Origin of the sequence: Halobacillus seohaensis (assembly GCF_042663045.1) — a bacterium.
GTDB lineage: Bacteria > Bacillota > Bacilli > Bacillales > Halobacillaceae > Halobacillus_A > Halobacillus_A seohaensis.
Genome location: NZ_JBHSZV010000010.1, coordinates 1 through 16,745, shown reverse-complemented (window position 1 = coordinate 16,745; position 16,745 = coordinate 1). Strand labels below are relative to the sequence as shown.

The following is a 16,745-nucleotide window of genomic DNA, read 5'->3' as shown; positions in this document are numbered from 1 at the left end:
AACCTTCGTCCTTATAAGGCGTAAGAGCTGGGATGAACATGATCGGTGAGATCCCGCAGGGCGATAGCCCGAGGAAGCTCGCCACATGCCCATGGAAAGCGAGTGATTTCGCGGACCTCCAAACGCTTTCAACCATAACGGAAACAACATCTCTCGAAGCTGAGTGTTTTTTCCTGTCAACCACATCTAACGCCATCCTTTGTAACGGAAACCATCGTATAAATCAGGATAATGATTAACAAATGTTTTGTTATTAGAGGCTGCAATTCACTATGAAATGGGGATTATAATTTCCAGTAAAGTGTGTCAGTTATTTTAGCAGAAACTGTTTCATTTTAAATGACGGTCACAAAGGTTCAGGAGAATATAAAAAATGCACTCCATTGTCTCTTTTGATACCCTAAAGTTGCGACACAACAAGGCAAAGGAGAGAGAACGAATGCACAATCATTTTATCATAGAGTTGTTAGGGAATCATTGTTGTTTTGGATAGATAATTGTTTGAGGAGGCTCACGGGTCACCCGCGGAAAGCGAAGTGTATTCAGGTTGCGGTGGGATAAGCAACAAACTATGCGAAAGCAGCTAAATCAAAAGGGTGACGGAGATCACTCTCCAACACCACATTTTACAGAAAACCAATAAAATAACATTTTTAAAGGTATTTTTAACACTATAACCAATAAATGTTATAATTTTATGAAAGTTATTGTATAGGGGGAATGAAGTATGAAGTGGGGCATAATGAGTGCAGCAAATATTGCAAAGAAGGCTTTAATTCCAGCATTACAACGAACAGAAGGAGCAGAAGTTTATGCTATTGCAAGTCAAAGCGGCAAAGAAAAAGAAGTTTCAGAGGAATTTAACATTCCGTACACATATGACAACTATGAAGCTCTATTAGAAGATCCAAAAGTAGAAGCAGTATATATTCCATTACCGAATCACTTACATAAAGAGTGGACGATTAAAGCAGCGGAAGCAGGAAAACATGTGCTTTGCGAAAAGCCGGCATCATTAACACAAGCTGATGTAAGAGAGATGATGAGAGCGTGTGAAGCCAATGGAGTATATTTTCAGGAAGCATTTATGTATCAGTTTCACCCTCAACACCAAAAAGTAAAAAGCTTAATAGAACAAGGGGAGATTGGTGAGGTCACTCTTTTACGTTCAAGCTTTTCATTTAATTTTGATCGATCTCAATATAATATTCGCCTGGACCCATCAAAAGGTGGCGGTTCTTTATGGGATATAGGTTGTTACGGGGTACACTCTGCCTTGCATATTCTTGACAGGGAAGTGAAAAGTCTGACAACGACAGCTAAGATGGACGAACAATTTGGTGTCGATACTACCGCTGTAGCAACTCTTTTGTTAGAGGACGATATAATTGTTCAAGTAGACTGTAGCTTTGACGCACATTTTAGAAATGAGTACCAAGTAATAGGTACAAAAGGAATGCTTAGAGTTCATGATGCTTACCGACCTGACAAGAACGACCATCAAGGGAAGATCACTCTGGAAAATAATTATGGGGAGCGAAGTTTTGAAGAGTATGGTGACCAATATAGTCTGCAAGTAGAGGCATTTATGAAAGCAATTAACGAAAAGGAATCTTTAGATAAATATCACAAAGAAACATTCAGGTATCTAGATGTAATGGAAAAAATACAACATTCCCTGAAGTATAAATAAAGGGGAGGACTTTAACTTGGCAATAATTGGTAATGAACTAACTGATGATATCCTCAACTCTATGGAGGAAGGAATAGCGATTGTAGAGAAGAAAAAAGACTTGTACGTATTTACTTATGGAAATGAAACTATTTTACATAGGGAACCGAATCTTCTTGGTAAATCGATAAACCAATTCTATAAAGATGAAAAAGAAATCATAATAAAGGTGATGCATCCTATCAGTTTATTGATTGGGATAATTGTGAATGTACCATCAAACCGTTGAAAAGTGAAAATGATAAATATATGTTGATAACCAAGTTACTAACTAGTGTTAAATATCCGGGTGACAAGTATTGGGATATTGTTAAAACCTCTGAAGACGCAATGTTTGTACATGGAGATGAAAATAAAATTGACTATGTTAATCAGTCCGGCATTTGTTTATTAAATGCCTCAAGTAGTCTTGAACTTATTGGAGCGGATATATTTCAGTTTGTAGTGGACGAAGAGGAAGAGGATATCCAAGAAAGACTAGGTCAAATTAAAGCTGATGAATTTATTTCTAGGCCAATTAATAGATGTTTAAAAGCCGTGGATGGAACGAAGAAAAAGGTGGAAATGCATGGTGGGAAAGTCTTATATAATGGAAAAGTGTCTATAATTACGGTATGTCGTGATATAACCGATAAAGAATATGATGAAGAGGAGTTTTAGTCAGCCTATTACGATCGAAGGAAAATCTTTGAACTTGGGAGTATCAATCGGAATTGCGCTTTATCCCCAACATGGACAAACTGAAAATAAACTTCTCAATCATGCAGATGAGGCGCTTTATAAGGTTAAAACCAACAATAAAAATGGAGTCTAGATTTTCCAGAGACCGACCACGCCTAGGTAAAGGAGATAAAGATAATGTTTATTCAAGAACTCCAAAATATGGATGGATTAGGTCAACTTGAATTGTTAAAAAAGAAACAAATAAAGCTAAGTGAATTGACGAACCATTATCAACAAAAAATTATCGACAAAAACCCTGAACTTCACGCCGTCGTACATACAATGTTTGATCAGTCGGCAGAGGAATTCGATCAAGGGAATGGCCCATTTGGAGGTTTTCCTTTTCTCATTAAAGATTTAAATGCTGTTGAAGGAGCTCCTGTTTCTTATGGTTCAAAAGTGATGGAAGGCTTTCAGGCCACGTGGGATGATGAAATAGTTAAGCGTTACAAAAAGTCGGGTTTAACTATTATAGGGAAAACAAACACACCGGAGTTTGGTTTTACTCCTGCTACTGAGTCCGACTATTTGGGATTTACCAGGAACCCTTGGAATCCTGACTTTTCACCCGGTGGTTCAAGTGGTGGAGCGGCTGCAGCTGTAGCCTCGGGAATGATTCCTTTTGCACATGGGAGCGATGGAGGAGGCTCGATCAGAATCCCAGCGTCATGTTGTGGATTATTTGGATTAAAGCCCACTCGCGGGCGAAGTCCTTTATCTATGCGCATTAACAGTTTATCGGTTCATCATGCCATTACACGCTCAGTCCGTGATAGTGCAGCCCTGTTAGATGTCATAGAAGGTCCACAAGTGGGGGACTCCTTTTCTACTCCTAGCATAGGCGCCCCTTTTCAAAAATATGTTGAAACGGATCCAGGAACACTTAATATCGCTTATATGGCTGACTTTAGTTCCTTAATGGAAATAGCACCAGAAGTTCAAGGAGCGATTGAGTCAACGGCTAAACTATGTGAGGATCTAGGTCATAATGTTGAAATTGCTTACCCAGATTTCGATCTTCATCGCTTTATGAATGCCTATGTTACCGTTTGGGTAGTTGGAGGAGCTATAGCGGTTAGAAATGCTTCACGGTTAAATGGCAAGCAAGCTACTTCGCAAAATGTGGAACTGCTATTATCAACAATTATCGAGAAAAGTGAAAAAATCACCGTTTTTGAATATGAGGAAGCGCGACAGTTTTTATTTGATGAGAGTGTGAAAATTCATCAGTTTTTTGAAAAATATGATGTCCTTCTTCATCCTGTTAGTTCGAAGCCTCCTTTACCACTCGGAGAATATAATGGTTCCAAAAAATCTGTAGACGAAATTTTACAAGTTTCTGCGAATTATGCTCATTTATCGCCAATTGCTAATGTAACAGGTCAGCCTGCAATGAGCATTCCACTATATTGGGGTGAAAATAACTTGCCGATAGGATCCCACTTTATGGGGCGATTTGGTGACGAAGCCACATTGTTTAAATTAGCGGGACAGCTTGAAAGAACACGTCCTTGGTGGAGGAAATATGAAGAAATATTATAAAGTATTCGACAAATAAAACAATTGAAATTTGAAGTGAGAGGAGTAGAATAGATTTAAACCGTTCGAAGTAGAGGGGTGTATCGATAAGGAGGATTTCAAATGGCTTGGTTACACGGCATTCATGCTGTACGTTTGCTATTTATTGCTTTTTTTTCGATGACTGCTTTGAGCCTTATTACTTTTCAATCGATTGCAATGTTTCATGCTTTTATTGACTTTTTTGAATTTTTACATCGAAAATAAGAAAGAGGTCGGGTTCTTATATAATGAACTCGGCCTCTTTCTTATTTTCGAGCTACGGGAGATAACGTAGTTCTATGTTATTCGTACACATCATGTTCATCCCGTCCCTAAGTTATCATACCATCATGAAAATCGATTAAAAATGCCAGTAGCTCCAATTGGCTGCTGGCAAAAATACTATATAAAGGGGGGAGTGGTTAGCTATATAATAACATCATTTCACAACAATTGTTAATGGGAAAGAAAACCGTTTTCAAGTGGTTTTAAGGGGGGAGGATCGATATAATCTTCCCCTGTTCAAAATGAAAATGCCTCGCCTACAGCTAAACGAATGAAGTCTTTTAAATTTTAGTGAGTATACCATTCATATAGTTTTTTAGGACGACCAATTTTTTGATGGCGAATCACTTGCTTTACTTTACCTTCTTCTAAAAGATGCATCAGGTAGCGATACACAGTTGGGTAAGCGAGCCCTACACTAGAAGAAATTTCATCTACTGACTTAAGAGTGTGGTGTTCTTTTAAGTAAGAAGCAATAGAATCAAGGGTGCCTTTGCTAATTCCTTTAGCTGTATAGACGTCTTCTTCTAATTTTAATCTGCTTTTCATATTCACTATTTGGATATGTAGGTGGATACGAGAAATGATGTCGAGGGCTTTTATTGGTTTTAATGAAAAATCGGTAGCACCTTCTTGAATAAATTGATCTGCCGTCTTTTGTCGATCATCTTCGGTTATTATAAGAATGGGAACTTGTTGATTTTCGTAGCGTACGTGCTTTACAAACTCTAACCCATCCATAATAGGCATATGGTAATCGACGATTAATATATCATAATGGTTTTTGTTGAATAAGTATAAACCGTCCCGACCATCTACAGCTGTATCTGCTACTAATCCATCCTTAGTGCATAAATCTTTCATCATTTCTCGCAAGGATTCATCATCGTCCACAATTAGGATTTTCATCGATAATACTCTCCTTTTCTTTACTCTTTACCGGTTCGCCGTGTTAATACTATTAATATTATAATTTTAATCATTTATTGGCAATGGTTTGAGTCAAGAAAGTAAAGAAGTTTTTCTCGTACAGAAAAGGCCCTAAGGTCTGTAAACCATAGGGCGATATTTATATTAATCGATAGTGAAGCCTATCTTACCGAAATTCTTTGAGTCTTGCACGTATTCAAAGGCTTCTTGGAAATTTGAAAGACTAAACATACGATCCACTTCGGGTTTAATCTCGTGTTTCTCTAAGAAATGAAGCAGTTCTTTAAATTCTTCTGCACTACCCATTGTCGAACCTAGTAAATTGAACTGGCCGTAGAAGAAATGTCTTATATCAATGGTGAATTTATCTTCTGTAGTAGCACCAAATGTAACAATTGTGCCGCCTTTACGAATGATATTTAAAGATTTTTCGAAAGTAGCCTTTCCTATGCTTTCAACTAAAACGTCTACTTGTTCATCCTTTAACTCTTCATTCCAATCAGAACTCGTTAAAATACCAACATCAGCACCAAGTTCTTTAGCCTTTGTGAGTTTTTCTTCGCTACGAGATGTCACAATTACTCTAGCACCAGCTGCTTTGGCAAATTTTAGCGCAAAGGTTAACACACCACTGCCAATCCCTGGGAGCATGACTGTGTCACCTTGTTTAATGTTTCCACGAGTAAATAAAACGCGATAGGCCGTTAGTGCAGCTAGTGAGAGAACACCCGCTTCTTCCCAATTTAAATGGTCAGGCTTCCGTTCCACATTATCTGCCGGAATCGTAATGTATTCAGCAAACGTTCCGTTGCCGGGGAAGCCAAGAATTCCAAACCCAGCAGGGGGAGCGTCACTATTATTCTTCCATCCTAATCCTGGATTAATAATAACTTCTTCTCCTTTACTTATGTGTTGAACTTGGCTGCCAACTTCGTCGATGATACCAGCGCCGTCCGATCCTAGTATGAAAGGAGGCTGATCTGACTTATGTCTAGATGTGACTGAAACATCTCTGCGATTCATGCCGGCTGTTTTTAGTTTCACTCTTACCTCGTTAGGTTTTGCTGTTGGCTGGTCCATATCTTGATAGGATAATCCGCTTAGCCCTTCTGTTTCTGCGTGTGTTATAGCTTTCATTTATGTGATTCCTCCTTGAGTACGTGTTTTAAGTGATCGGCGAAAGTAGAGAGTTGCTCCATATCATAAACATCTTCTTCAAAGAGTGGAACGCGGATTTTGCGTTGCTTTGAAAATGTCCGATCAATTTCATTTAGATAATTTTGTTCTTGCTTCCGTCGTCTTTCTAAAAAAACTCCATCTGCATAATCAGGAAGTACTTTGTTAACAATTAACGTTTTTATATGAAGGTGATGTTGGTCTAATTGCTTAATGGCTTGTTGGGTCTCTAGAATCGGTAAACGTTCCGGGATTAAAACAAAGATAAATCCAGTTTGTTTGCTATCCAAAATGATCTCTCTGACCTCCGAAAATTTCTCTTTTCTTTTTTGTAAAATTTCATAGATTGGATCATCGACCGGCTCCCCATCATTGAGAAGTTGTGTATAATTGTCGTTGACTTTTTTTCTTTTTTCAAGCATTCCATCGATCCAGACACTCATGAGCTCTGGAAGTGTTAATAAGCGGATGGTGTGACCAGTAGGAGCGGTATCAAATACAATTTTATCAAAATGATCTGACTCATCTAAAATGATGGAGATTAAGCGATCAAATAGTGCTGCTTCATCTGCTCCGGGAGAAGCGCTTGCCATGTCAATTTGACGGTGAACCTCTTCCACCATTCTAGATTTAACTAAACCTTGAAGATTGTCTTTTACGCCTTGGATATAGCGCTTTGACTCACGGTTAGGATCTACTTCGATTCCCCATAACTGATCTTCCAACTTCGTTTTCTCATGTTTTACTTTTTTATGAAAGATATCTCCTAGGTTATGAGCTGGATCCGTCGATACAATGAGTGTCTTATGACCAGCTCTAGCAAAGGCTACGGCAATGGCAGCAGAGGTCGTTGATTTTCCCACACCACCTTTGCCGCCTACAAATAGAATTTTGTTTTGTTGTAAATCACTCATGATAGTTACTCCCTTCTTAGCAACATCTAATTCCGTCTAATGGTGACTTTTCCATACCCATCCGAAGATGCCAATCATGAAACTTCTCAATGATATATGGGTACAATTCTAACGTATAGTAAAATGCTGGGTTAGGAATACCGAGCATATCTGAATAAACGAGGAGTAGAAAGAGATCATCTTCATCCCTTAATTCTCGCGCAACCTCGTTTTTATGAGGGAGGCTTAATATCTCATCGTATAATTGAAATAGTCGTTTTAATGAGTATTTTTTTTCGGTCATTTTATCCCACCTTACGCCTGCAACATATCGTTAATAAGTGTATCATAGTTTTGTGATTTTTCTGAGTATTGGCCGTTAATGAAAAGGGCATTGTATCTAATGTGACTAGAAAAATTTTTCAGGGCTTCTAAAGGAGAAATGTGATGATTCTTCACTTGCTTTATAAAATACCCCGCCAAAGCGAATAAATTTCTTGGGTCTAAAAAGGTAATATGAATTTGCTCTCCATATTTCTCATCTAATCTCTGATAAAGCTGTCCCATCTGTTCTCGATCATCATCATGATGTTTAAATTCATTGCTCATATTCACGATGCCCTCTTCGCAAATCCCACCACAGCAACCCATGCCAATTTCTTTCTCAGCACGTATGATCATAATTTCAACCATTTGTTATTGCCCCTTTCGTATAAAAAGAGAAAGTCGCACAATTTGCGCGACTCTCTCTGTGCTTATGAAAATCGAAAGTACATTAAGCTAATAAATAGGTCATTCTTAATTTGATGACTAAGCACTTTTCTCTATATTATCTTTATCTTTGCCCATAAGAGAAGAAGCCGCTGTAACCAATATCCAAATTGTAAATACAAGGACGATAGCTCCAAAAGTAAAGAGCAACCAATCACTCTGATCGCCCCAAGGGGCCCATTGAGTTAAGACTTGTATAATCATTGCGTAAAGAGTCATAAACATTAGAAATACCATAGGAATCAAGGCAGGCCAATAATTTCTGCCAAGTCGTTTTAGCCAAATTGAAATGAGGAGTAAACTTATTCCGGCTAGTAATTGGTTGGAAGTACCAAATAACGGCCATAACAGATATCCACCAGATCCAAAACCATTAGGTCCTTGAGGTATGAGAGTAAGGGCCGCACTAGAAACAACAGCAACTGTAGTAGCTACATGTGTTTTAGTGAGTGGTGCAATGTTATATTCTGTACCTAGTTCTGCAATAATGTAACGCATCAGACGAACAGACGAATCAAGAGTCGTAGCAGCAAAGCTGACAACGATAACAGATACAATCGTTGATGCTACAGACACTGGAATCCCTAAGCCTGAGGCCAAAGCTCCAGCACCCTGAATGAATACACCTAATCCTGCTCCGCTAGCAGCTGTAAACCCACTATAAGTCGCACTAAATTCAGCGGAAGTTGGGAAGAAAGTAATAACGGCAATAATGGCTACAAGTGCTAAAGCACCTTCACCAACAGCTCCTAAGTACCCAACAAATCTAGCATCGGTTTCCTTATCCAATTGCTTAGAAGATGTTCCAGAAGCTACAAGTCCGTGGAATCCAGAAATAGCACCACAAGCAATGGTAATAAACAGAAGCGGGAACCATGAAGTATCGGCTTGCGCATTACTTACTGGAGCCGTAATTTCAGGATTTGTGACTAGCATTCCTAAATAAAGCAATCCTAGTCCAACAATGAGTTGGTGAGAGTTAATATAGTCACGCGGCTGTAGTAGTTTCCAAACAGGTAAAGTAGATGCAATGTAAACATAGACCATTAGAACAATAATCCATACAAAGAAAGCTGTCGCTGTAGCATCAAGTCCAAATAACCCTGCAGACCCTTCACCGCCAAAATAACGGACAAGATCAATTTGTAACGCAGGTACATAACTTGCTACGATAGCTGATAAGTACATAACTGCAAGAGCGATAACAGACGGAAGCAACATATTTCCGCGCCGTTTGTAGACTCTGTAGCCAATCCATATAGCTAATGGAATTTGTATAAAAACGGATACAACACTTGCTGGAAAAGAGATAAATAAATTCGCAATAACCCAAGCGAAAACAGCGTTAACCATTAATACAAGTAGTAGGATAATGAATAAGAACAATATTTTGGCTTTTTGTCCAATCAACTTATCAGCTAATGTACCAACTGATTGTCCCTTATTCCTAACAGATAAAACGAGTGTTCCAAAATCGTGAACTCCCGCTGCAAATACAGTTCCAAGCAGTACCCATAATAAAGCTGGCAGCCAACCCCAATATACTGCTATAGCAGGTCCCACGATAGGGGCAGCTCCAGCAACAGAAGTGAAGTGGTGTCCCCATAATACGAATTTGTTCGTAGGAACAAAATCTACGCCATCTTTATAACGATGAGCGGGTGTCGTATAATTTGGGTCTAAACGATAAATCTTTTCTGCAATGAATTTTGAGTAGTACTTATAGCCAAGTATAAAGACAATACCTCCAGCTACAGCAAGCCAGATTGCACTCATTTGAACCCCTCCTCCTTTTGTAAGGTAAGCAGTTTTTGTATACGCTTACACATTTTTTATTATACTACGTAGATTTGTAATTTTTCAACAAAATTAACTGTTTTTTCAAAAAGTTTAATATTTTAAATAAAAGTTTGTTTATAAAGTGAGGACCAGTAGAGAGGTATACCGTGAAATAGTTAGAAAGTATCGATATAATAGAGAATAGATTTTTAGAAGTGAAGGTGTTTCAATATGATCGTAATAATCGATAACTATGATTCATTTACTTATAATTTAGTTCAGTATTTTAAACAGATGGATGAAGAAGTGGTAGTTTTTCGGAATGATGAAGTAACGTTAGCTGAAATAATGGTAAAAAGCCCTGACCTTATTGTTTTGTCACCTGGACCAGGAAAACCGGAAGAGTCAGGGATATGTAAAAAAGTTCTCCAACATTTTTATACTTCCATTCCTATTCTAGGTGTTTGCTTAGGTCATCAACTAATTGTTGAATATTTTGGTGGAAGCGTACAAGAAGGAAAGCAACCGATGCATGGGAAAGTAACGATGATCACCCATGATGGTCGTTGTATTTTTCGTGGAGTACCTAACCCTGTGCAAGTCACTCGTTATCACTCTTTTCAAACTCCCTTTGAAGACATACCGATTTGTCTAGAAATCAGTGCAATGTCTGAGGATTCTGTAGTTATGGGTGTTCGCCACCATTCTTATCCTGTAGAAGGTATCCAATTTCACCCAGAGTCAATCTTAACAGAATGTGGTTTTCAAATGACGGAAAATGCTTACCGAAGGGCTTTGTGTTTTATGGAGAAAAAAAGGGGAAGGGTGAGAACATGAATGATGTACAATTATATTTTGAATTTGAAGATGAAGAGGGAAAGCTTCATCCCTTACAGTTTTCCGATCCTATCAATATAATTACAGCCCATCATGTAAATGAAGTGAACGATGCGTTTTCATTAGTAGAACAGGCTTTAGCTGAAGGATGCTATGTAGCAGGGTGTGTATCATATGAAGCAGCCCCGGCATTTGATTCTTCATATAAAGTGAATAAAAGCTCTACTTGGCCTCTTGTTTGGTTTGGAGTGTTTGAAAAACCTCTTTCTCAGAGGTTGGATCATGAAATTTTACCATATGAATCTTCAGAATGGAGAATGGATGGGAGTTTTCAGGAATATAAGAATGGCTTAAATCAAATTAAGGATGCGATTCAAAAAGGTGATACGTACCAAGTTAATTATACTACCCGCCTAACATCCAAATTTAAAGGGAATACTTTCTCATTTTATAAGCAGCTGACAAATAATCAGAAGTCTGGGTATAGTGCTTATTTAAATTTAGGAAGTAACCGAGAAATCTTATCAGCCTCTCCTGAACTTTTTTTTCGTAAAAACGGTACAAGACTAAAGACAAAGCCAATGAAAGGGACAGCTCGTCGAGGACGAACCTTAGAAGAAGATAAAGTTCAAAAAGAAACCCTAAGAAAAGCTGAAAAAGAAAAAGCTGAGAATTTAATGATAGTAGATTTACTGCGAAATGATATAGGCAAACTTGCTGTATCGGGAACGGTGAAGGTACCTAACCTCTTTGACGTTGAAACTTATCCAACTGTGCATCAAATGACTTCGACAATTGAAGCAATTATCGAAGAGAAGACAACCCTGCATGAAATTTTCCAGGCACTTTTTCCGTGTGGATCCATCACGGGCGCTCCCAAAGTAAGAACCATGAGTTATATAGCTGAACTTGAATCTTCTGCAAGAGACTTTTATTGTGGCGCAATTGGTTATATGACACCTACCGCGGATGCTGTTTTTAATGTACCTATTCGGACTGTATTATTAGATCAGGATCAAGCGGTATATGGAACTGGAGGAGGGGTAACATGGGATTCAACTCCTGTCGGGGAATATGAAGAAGTTCTTACGAAAGCGCAATTATTAATGGAGAAAAGACCTGATTTTCAGTTGCTGGAATCTATGAAGTTAGAGGATGGGAATTTTCCGCTTCTCTCTTATCACTTAATCCGTCTAGAAAACTCTACCGAATACTTTCAATATCAATACAATAAAGAGAAAGTAGAGGATCAGATTGAGACACTGAAACACTCCTACCCTAGGGGTCTATACAAAGTAAGGTTGTTGCTTCATGAAAATGGTACTTTGAATGCAGAGACTCAAGAGATTGATAAGTCGCCGGAAAGTGTTTTTTGCAGTGTGGCAAAAGAGTCAATCGATGAAAATAATCCGTTTTTATTTCACAAAACAACTTATCGCTCTATGTATGAAACTCATAATCGTAGAAATGTATATGCGGTGTTATTATGGAATTCACGAGAAGAACTTACAGAATTTACAATTGCAAATCTCGTCGTTAAATATCAAGGTCACTATTTCACACCGCCCGTTGAATCTGGACTATTAAGAGGTACTTACAGAGAAAAATTATTAAATAACGGAAAAATCAAAGAGAAAACTCTGTATAAAAAAAATCTCGATTCATTTGAAGAAATTTGGATGATTAATGGTGTTCGCGGATGGGTTCGTGTCTATTTAACATAAGGAGGAGAGAAGAAATGAAGCATATTGTGTTTTACGATGCACAATGTCCTTTTTGCTACCATGTGAAAAAGTTCCTTCGACGTTTTGATTGGTTTGATCAAGTGAAATGGGTCTCGGTCCAAGAGGTAGAGGCTAGTGGAAACTATCCATATTTAAAAGGGGAAAACACACTTGAAGAAATTCATCTTTTAACGAAGCAAGGAGAGTTAAAAAAAGGCTTTCGCTCTATTCGATTCCTTCTAATTGTTCTGCCACCTTTGTCATTGATAGGGTTCGCTCTCTATTTACCAGGCGTACTTAAAGTTGGTTCCCCTTTGTATATATGGTTTTCTAAACGCCGCTATAAGTGGTTTGGTCAATATGACAAACCACGGTATTAGTATATTCATTAAATGATTTTACAAAATTAATATAAAAACTTATTATATAAGTAAAATAGTGAAGGGACTTTGTATTTATGAAAGAAGAGCTTACTTTTATAGGAAATAAGATTATTGAGCATCGTACACATTTAGCGGAACAATTAGAAGGGTTTGAAAAAAGTGACTACCTGGTAGATATCGTACAATCAGCCCTTTCAAAAACAGAAATACAAGAATGGCGCTCGCGTTTGTTTCAATATTTAGGTGAATCCTTGATTAATGATTATGCTGAAGTGAAAGGTAAGGTGGAACAATGGGCTAATGATATTGGTGAAAAAGCAGTAAAGAGCAACATACCTTTAAATGAAACCATTGCTATAATGGGATACTATCGCACATTAATATGGAAGACTTTTGATAAAGAAATAAAAGAAAATCAGTTTGCAGCTATTACTGTTTTAGATGTCAATAAATATATTAATCCACTACTTGATCAAGTAATCTTCCAATTTAGTCAAATCTATATCAAACATAATAATCAAGTGTATCAACAAGCTCAAGAGAAACTAACAGAACTATCTGTTCCGGTTGTCCCAATTGCAGATGGGGTAGCTGTGCTTCCGGTTGTTGGAGAAATTGATCCTGAACGAGCTCAGCTGATTATGGAAACCTCGTTAGAACAAAGTTCGAAGCATCACCTCCATTATTTATTAATTGATATTTCTGGTGTTCCTGAAATTGATACAACTGTAGCAAACTACCTTTTTCAAGTCACTCATTCTTTAGAACTTGTAGGGGTAGAAACAATATTAACAGGGATTAGACCGGAGATTGCTCAATCAATTGTAGGAATGGGTCTGGACTTTACAAGAGTAAAAACCCGAGCGAATATTAAACAAGCGTTGAGTGAGATAACACTAACATAAATAACGTAAGTGCGAACGGGTTCGGTTTAAGAATATCAAACATTAAATAAAAAAGGTTTTAATAGTCCAATTCGTATATAATTTGGAATGCTTCTTTTTGTTGATTTAACAAGGTTTATAGAAGTAAACAAGGTGAAGCATCATTAGAAAGAGCACTTGGTGTAGAGAGATGATACAATTCTTATCACTTTCGTTATTCAAGGTGCATTAAACTAGAAGAAAGAGTCTCACCGTTCCTCTTTACCCTCTTACCATATTGAGATGAACGGGGACCACCTATGATTGAAAATTGTACAAATGATTGAGGTAACTGAACTCCATCTAAACTTTTAGATCAAAATCGTAAAGGAAATCGTACACCAGAACCATGAGTAACAATACATCTCCTAATACGATATTTCCTCATATAAAAAACAATGCTCGGAGCATTTTGCTCCGAGCATTGTTTATGTCGATTTCTCTTTTCTATTCGGGATTTGCTACTTTTACTAGTTGTTTTCCAAGGTTTTCTCCTGTAAATAAGCCGAAAAAGGCATCAGGAATGTTTTCAAAACCTTCTTGAAAAGTTTCTTTATAGGTTAATTTTCCTTCTTTTAGCCAAGTGGAAAGGTGATCGAATCCTTCTTTAAATCGATCCTGATAATCGCCAATTGTAAATCCTTTAATAAGGGCACTAGATTTGATTAAGTGCATTTGGAGTCTTGGTCCTTGGTCGTTAGGAATATTGTAGGAGGAGATCGCACCACATTGAACAATCCGGGCAAACTTATTCAGTAAAGGATAAACTGTGTCAGCGATATCTCCACCCACATTATCAAAATAGATATCTACACCTTGAGGACATGCTTCTTCAAGAGCGTTCTTTACATTTTGCTGTTTATAATTAATCGTGACATCTACATCCAACTCTTCGCTTAAGTAACGTGTCTTTTCCTCTGTTCCAGCGATGCCAACTACTCTACATCCATATATTTTACCTATTTGCACAACCGCTGATCCAACTGCACCCGCAGCTCCAGAAACGACAAGTGTCTCTCCTTGTTTAGGTTGGCCAATGTCAGTGAGTCCGAAGTATGCAGTTAAGCCAGGCATCCCTAGAACACCGAGAGAAGTGGTTACAGGACCAAGTGTAGGATCTACTTTTCTTAACGAGTTAGCTTTAGATACAACATATTCTTTCCATTGAAGGTTCCCTGTTACGATATCCCCCTTTTCAAAATCAGATGACTTAGAATCACTAACCTGTGCTACTACTCCGCCAGAAATAGGTTCATGTAGTTTGAAGGGTTCTACATACGACTTCACATCATTCATACGTCCTCTCATATAAGGGTCAACAGAAACATATAACGTTTTTAGTAAAACCTCTTCTTCTTCAGGTTGCGGGGTATCTGTATTTAGAATTTTGAGGTGATCATGGTTGGGAGTTGATTCTGGTCTTTTAATTAGTTGAATTTCACGATTCATATACCTTCACTCCTTCATTTTTTTATAACACCATTGTATCTTGATCATGTTAGGATATAAACTATTTGGCTTGTTAATGGCATGTCGTTATATGGTTGGTACCCTTTTTAAGGAGAGAGGGAATGGTTCTAAAAAAGTAAGAAAATAAACATAGCCTTGTCGTTGATTATTTGATAGGGTGTAAATATAATAGCTTGTACTATCATTTAATCTTCAGTATTTACATTCTATGAAAAGTTTGGAGAGAGCAAATGACGCTAAAAGAACTAGCTGCTAAAATAGCGAAAGTCTATGAAGATAATCAAAAAGTAGAGGCAATTTACATTGCTGGATCCCTTTCAAGAGGTTGGGCTGATGTTCACTCAGATATTGAGTTAAATATCTTGTGGAGGGAAGAACCAACAGATGAAGACCGATTATTCGTAATTAAGAAATTAGAAGGTAAAGTGTTGGAATTTCATGAGTATGAAGAAGAAGAATGGTCGGAAACTTATGAAGTAAATCAAGTTAAGTTAGAGATTAGTAGCTTTTTAACTGAAACGGTAATTCAAAAAATCAAAAAAGTAACAAAAGAATTTCAAGTGGATACTGAAGATCAAAGTATTATAGCCTCTATTCACTTTGGAATTCCTTTATATGGAGAAGAACTGTTGGAGGGTCTAAAAGCTAAAGTCCTTGTATACCCAGAGTCACTTAGTCATAGCATGATAGACGCTCATTCGAATTTTGGAACGCGATGGACTAATCGCCGTGCTTTGCTTGAACGGGAAGACTGGCTCATGCTCTATTCTGTCATGGCTTCCGCTCAAACAAGAGTGATGGGATTATTATTCGGCCTCAATTGTATATATGTTCATCACCCAGCCTATAAGTGGCAAAGGCAATGTGTCGAATTGATGAATATTAAACCTGATAATTTGCAGGAACGGCTTGAGAGTGTTTTTCTATCAAGTCCAACTAAAGGATTGGCAGAGTTAGAATCTATAATTTTGGATGTTCAAAACCTTATTACTGAAAAAGAAATCAATGAATAAAAAATAAATCCCCATGATCGGGGATTTATTTTTTATATTAAACTGATTTTGATGCTTTTAATTGCTTATATTCTTCATCAGAGAAGGCGCGGGACCGTGATAAGAATCGCTTGCCTTCAACTCCTTCAAGAGAGAACATGCCTCCCCGACCTTCAACGACATCAATAATGAGTTGGGTATGCTTCCAATATTCATATTGCATTTTATTCATGTAAAATGGAGTTTCGCCAATTTCTCCAAGAAGAATATCCTGACTACCTATTAGCAAGTCACCATCTTGATAACACATTGGGGAACTACCATCGCAGCAACCGCCTGATTGATGAAACATTAAAGGGCCATGCTTTTCCTTCAATGAGGCGATTAATTTGAGGGCCTCGTCGGTAGCGGTCACTCGATCAACCATAACCGTTTCCTCCTCTCGTATAGTTGCGCTTATCCTCACACAGACTTAACCAGTCTTGTTTACCAATCGCATTTCGACAGTCCAGCTACGGCACCCAGACACTCGAGTCATAAGCAATCTACCTACGTGAAGACAGTACA

Annotated in this window: 19 protein-coding genes; 11 read left to right on the top strand and 8 right to left on the bottom strand. The window is 37.8% G+C overall.

The window, feature by feature from the left end:
• Positions 1-727 precede the first annotated feature (727 nt).
• From ACFQIC_RS03300 to ACFQIC_RS03275, 6 genes are all read left to right on the top strand, one after another.
• Positions 728-1,693 carry a Gfo/Idh/MocA family protein gene (locus tag ACFQIC_RS03300; protein WP_204708754.1) on the top strand — a complete coding sequence of 322 codons (966 nt, stop codon included), beginning with the start codon at positions 728-730 and terminating at the stop codon, positions 1,691-1,693.
• A 16-nt stretch (positions 1,694-1,709) separates the two neighbouring features.
• Positions 1,710-1,961, top strand: a complete 252-nt coding sequence (locus tag ACFQIC_RS03295) for a hypothetical protein (RefSeq protein ID WP_204708755.1) — start codon at positions 1,710-1,712, stop codon at positions 1,959-1,961.
• Between the two features lie 20 nt (positions 1,962-1,981).
• On the top strand, positions 1,982-2,392 hold the full coding sequence (locus ACFQIC_RS03290) for a PAS domain S-box protein (protein ID WP_204708756.1): 411 nt from the start codon (positions 1,982-1,984) through the stop codon (positions 2,390-2,392).
• Positions 2,373-2,546, top strand: coding sequence for a diguanylate cyclase domain-containing protein (locus tag ACFQIC_RS03285; protein ID WP_390216937.1), 174 nt, complete (start codon positions 2,373-2,375; stop codon positions 2,544-2,546). The genes ACFQIC_RS03290 and ACFQIC_RS03285 overlap by 20 nt, the downstream gene beginning before the upstream one ends.
• A gap of 44 nt (positions 2,547-2,590) precedes the next feature.
• On the top strand, positions 2,591-3,997 hold the full coding sequence (locus ACFQIC_RS03280; RefSeq protein ID WP_204708758.1) for an amidase: 1,407 nt from the start codon (positions 2,591-2,593) through the stop codon (positions 3,995-3,997).
• A 99-nt stretch (positions 3,998-4,096) separates the two neighbouring features.
• Complete coding sequence (locus ACFQIC_RS03275; RefSeq protein WP_204708778.1) at positions 4,097-4,240, top strand: hypothetical protein; 144 nt, start codon at positions 4,097-4,099, stop codon at positions 4,238-4,240.
• Between the two features lie 348 nt (positions 4,241-4,588).
• Here ACFQIC_RS03275 and ACFQIC_RS03270 read toward each other — a convergent pair whose 3' ends face one another.
• The 6 genes from ACFQIC_RS03270 to ACFQIC_RS03245 all read right to left on the bottom strand — a co-directional run bounded on the left by ACFQIC_RS03270 (position 4,589) and on the right by ACFQIC_RS03245 (position 9,846).
• Positions 4,589-5,209: a response regulator gene (locus ACFQIC_RS03270; RefSeq protein WP_204708759.1), complete on the bottom strand. Its 621-nt coding sequence runs from the start codon at positions 5,207-5,209 to the stop codon at positions 4,589-4,591.
• Positions 5,210-5,374: 165 nt separating this feature from the next.
• Entirely contained in the window at positions 5,375-6,367 is a 993-nt protein-coding gene (locus ACFQIC_RS03265; RefSeq protein ID WP_204708760.1) for a zinc-binding dehydrogenase, read from the bottom strand.
• Positions 6,364-7,320 carry an ArsA family ATPase gene (locus ACFQIC_RS03260; RefSeq protein WP_204708761.1) on the bottom strand — a complete coding sequence of 319 codons (957 nt, stop codon included), beginning with the start codon at positions 7,318-7,320 and terminating at the stop codon, positions 6,364-6,366. The genes ACFQIC_RS03265 and ACFQIC_RS03260 overlap by 4 nt, the downstream gene beginning before the upstream one ends.
• A gap of 16 nt (positions 7,321-7,336) precedes the next feature.
• Positions 7,337-7,603: a cory-CC-star protein gene (locus tag ACFQIC_RS03255; protein ID WP_204708762.1), complete on the bottom strand. Its 267-nt coding sequence runs from the start codon at positions 7,601-7,603 to the stop codon at positions 7,337-7,339.
• Between the two features lie 11 nt (positions 7,604-7,614).
• Positions 7,615-7,992: a hypothetical protein gene (locus tag ACFQIC_RS03250; RefSeq protein ID WP_204708763.1), complete on the bottom strand. Its 378-nt coding sequence runs from the start codon at positions 7,990-7,992 to the stop codon at positions 7,615-7,617.
• A 117-nt stretch (positions 7,993-8,109) separates the two neighbouring features.
• Positions 8,110-9,846 carry a carbon starvation CstA family protein gene (locus ACFQIC_RS03245; RefSeq protein ID WP_204708764.1) on the bottom strand — a complete coding sequence of 579 codons (1,737 nt, stop codon included), beginning with the start codon at positions 9,844-9,846 and terminating at the stop codon, positions 8,110-8,112.
• Positions 9,847-10,080: 234 nt separating this feature from the next.
• Here ACFQIC_RS03245 and ACFQIC_RS03240 point away from each other — a divergent pair, with 234 nt between their 5' ends.
• The 4 genes from ACFQIC_RS03240 to ACFQIC_RS03225 all read left to right on the top strand — a co-directional run bounded on the left by ACFQIC_RS03240 (position 10,081) and on the right by ACFQIC_RS03225 (position 13,698).
• The gene (locus tag ACFQIC_RS03240; RefSeq protein WP_204708765.1) at positions 10,081-10,686 is read left to right on the top strand and encodes an anthranilate synthase component II; all 606 of its coding nucleotides are present in this window, start codon (positions 10,081-10,083) and stop codon (positions 10,684-10,686) included.
• Positions 10,683-12,410 (top strand): aminodeoxychorismate synthase component I, encoded by a 1,728-nt coding sequence (pabB, locus tag ACFQIC_RS03235; RefSeq protein ID WP_204708766.1) that lies wholly within the window; start codon positions 10,683-10,685, stop codon positions 12,408-12,410. The genes ACFQIC_RS03240 and pabB overlap by 4 nt, the downstream gene beginning before the upstream one ends.
• A 14-nt stretch (positions 12,411-12,424) precedes the next feature.
• A complete protein-coding gene (locus ACFQIC_RS03230; RefSeq protein ID WP_204708767.1) occupies positions 12,425-12,790 on the top strand; it encodes a thiol-disulfide oxidoreductase DCC family protein in 366 nt (121 codons plus the stop codon).
• A 77-nt stretch (positions 12,791-12,867) separates the two neighbouring features.
• Positions 12,868-13,698 carry an STAS domain-containing protein gene (locus tag ACFQIC_RS03225; protein WP_204708768.1) on the top strand — a complete coding sequence of 277 codons (831 nt, stop codon included), beginning with the start codon at positions 12,868-12,870 and terminating at the stop codon, positions 13,696-13,698.
• 465 nt (positions 13,699-14,163) lie between these two features.
• On the opposite strand, the gene ACFQIC_RS03220 is transcribed toward ACFQIC_RS03225, so the two are convergent.
• Positions 14,164-15,165, bottom strand: a complete 1,002-nt coding sequence (locus ACFQIC_RS03220; protein ID WP_204708769.1) for an NADP-dependent oxidoreductase — start codon at positions 15,163-15,165, stop codon at positions 14,164-14,166.
• A 251-nt stretch (positions 15,166-15,416) separates the two neighbouring features.
• On the opposite strand from ACFQIC_RS03220, the gene ACFQIC_RS03215 reads away from it, so the two are divergent.
• Positions 15,417-16,199, top strand: coding sequence for a DUF4037 domain-containing protein (locus tag ACFQIC_RS03215; protein ID WP_204708770.1), 783 nt, complete (start codon positions 15,417-15,419; stop codon positions 16,197-16,199).
• A 37-nt stretch (positions 16,200-16,236) separates the two neighbouring features.
• Here ACFQIC_RS03215 and ACFQIC_RS03210 read toward each other — a convergent pair whose 3' ends face one another.
• Entirely contained in the window at positions 16,237-16,605 is a 369-nt protein-coding gene (locus ACFQIC_RS03210; protein ID WP_204708771.1) for a DUF779 domain-containing protein, read from the bottom strand.
• Between the last annotated feature and the right edge of the window lie 140 nt (positions 16,606-16,745).

What these genes read in the sequence shown, in the direction of transcription:
- ACFQIC_RS03270 (WP_204708759.1), bottom strand. Translation starts at nt 5,209, where the DNA reads ATGAAAATCCTAATTGTGGACGATGATGAATCCTTGCGAGAAATGATG.
- ACFQIC_RS03250 (WP_204708763.1), bottom strand. Translation starts at nt 7,992, where the DNA reads ATGGTTGAAATTATGATCATACGTGCTGAGAAAGAAATTGGCATGGGT.
- ACFQIC_RS03230 (WP_204708767.1), top strand. Translation starts at nt 12,425, where the DNA reads ATGAAGCATATTGTGTTTTACGATGCACAATGTCCTTTTTGCTACCAT.
- ACFQIC_RS03280 (WP_204708758.1), top strand. Translation starts at nt 2,591, where the DNA reads ATGTTTATTCAAGAACTCCAAAATATGGATGGATTAGGTCAACTTGAA.
- ACFQIC_RS03275 (WP_204708778.1), top strand. Translation starts at nt 4,097, where the DNA reads ATGGCTTGGTTACACGGCATTCATGCTGTACGTTTGCTATTTATTGCT.
- ACFQIC_RS03285 (WP_390216937.1), top strand. Translation starts at nt 2,373, where the DNA reads ATGATGAAGAGGAGTTTTAGTCAGCCTATTACGATCGAAGGAAAATCT.
- ACFQIC_RS03265 (WP_204708760.1), bottom strand. Translation starts at nt 6,367, where the DNA reads ATGAAAGCTATAACACACGCAGAAACAGAAGGGCTAAGCGGATTATCC.
- ACFQIC_RS03260 (WP_204708761.1), bottom strand. Translation starts at nt 7,320, where the DNA reads ATGAGTGATTTACAACAAAACAAAATTCTATTTGTAGGCGGCAAAGGT.
- pabB (WP_204708766.1), top strand. Translation starts at nt 10,683, where the DNA reads ATGAATGATGTACAATTATATTTTGAATTTGAAGATGAAGAGGGAAAG.
- ACFQIC_RS03210 (WP_204708771.1), bottom strand. Translation starts at nt 16,605, where the DNA reads ATGGTTGATCGAGTGACCGCTACCGACGAGGCCCTCAAATTAATCGCC.
- ACFQIC_RS03300 (WP_204708754.1), top strand. Translation starts at nt 728, where the DNA reads ATGAAGTGGGGCATAATGAGTGCAGCAAATATTGCAAAGAAGGCTTTA.
- ACFQIC_RS03255 (WP_204708762.1), bottom strand. Translation starts at nt 7,603, where the DNA reads ATGACCGAAAAAAAATACTCATTAAAACGACTATTTCAATTATACGAT.
- ACFQIC_RS03220 (WP_204708769.1), bottom strand. Translation starts at nt 15,165, where the DNA reads ATGAATCGTGAAATTCAACTAATTAAAAGACCAGAATCAACTCCCAAC.
- ACFQIC_RS03245 (WP_204708764.1), bottom strand. Translation starts at nt 9,846, where the DNA reads ATGAGTGCAATCTGGCTTGCTGTAGCTGGAGGTATTGTCTTTATACTT.
- ACFQIC_RS03290 (WP_204708756.1), top strand. Translation starts at nt 1,982, where the DNA reads ATGTTGATAACCAAGTTACTAACTAGTGTTAAATATCCGGGTGACAAG.
- ACFQIC_RS03240 (WP_204708765.1), top strand. Translation starts at nt 10,081, where the DNA reads ATGATCGTAATAATCGATAACTATGATTCATTTACTTATAATTTAGTT.
- ACFQIC_RS03215 (WP_204708770.1), top strand. Translation starts at nt 15,417, where the DNA reads ATGACGCTAAAAGAACTAGCTGCTAAAATAGCGAAAGTCTATGAAGAT.
- ACFQIC_RS03225 (WP_204708768.1), top strand. Translation starts at nt 12,868, where the DNA reads ATGAAAGAAGAGCTTACTTTTATAGGAAATAAGATTATTGAGCATCGT.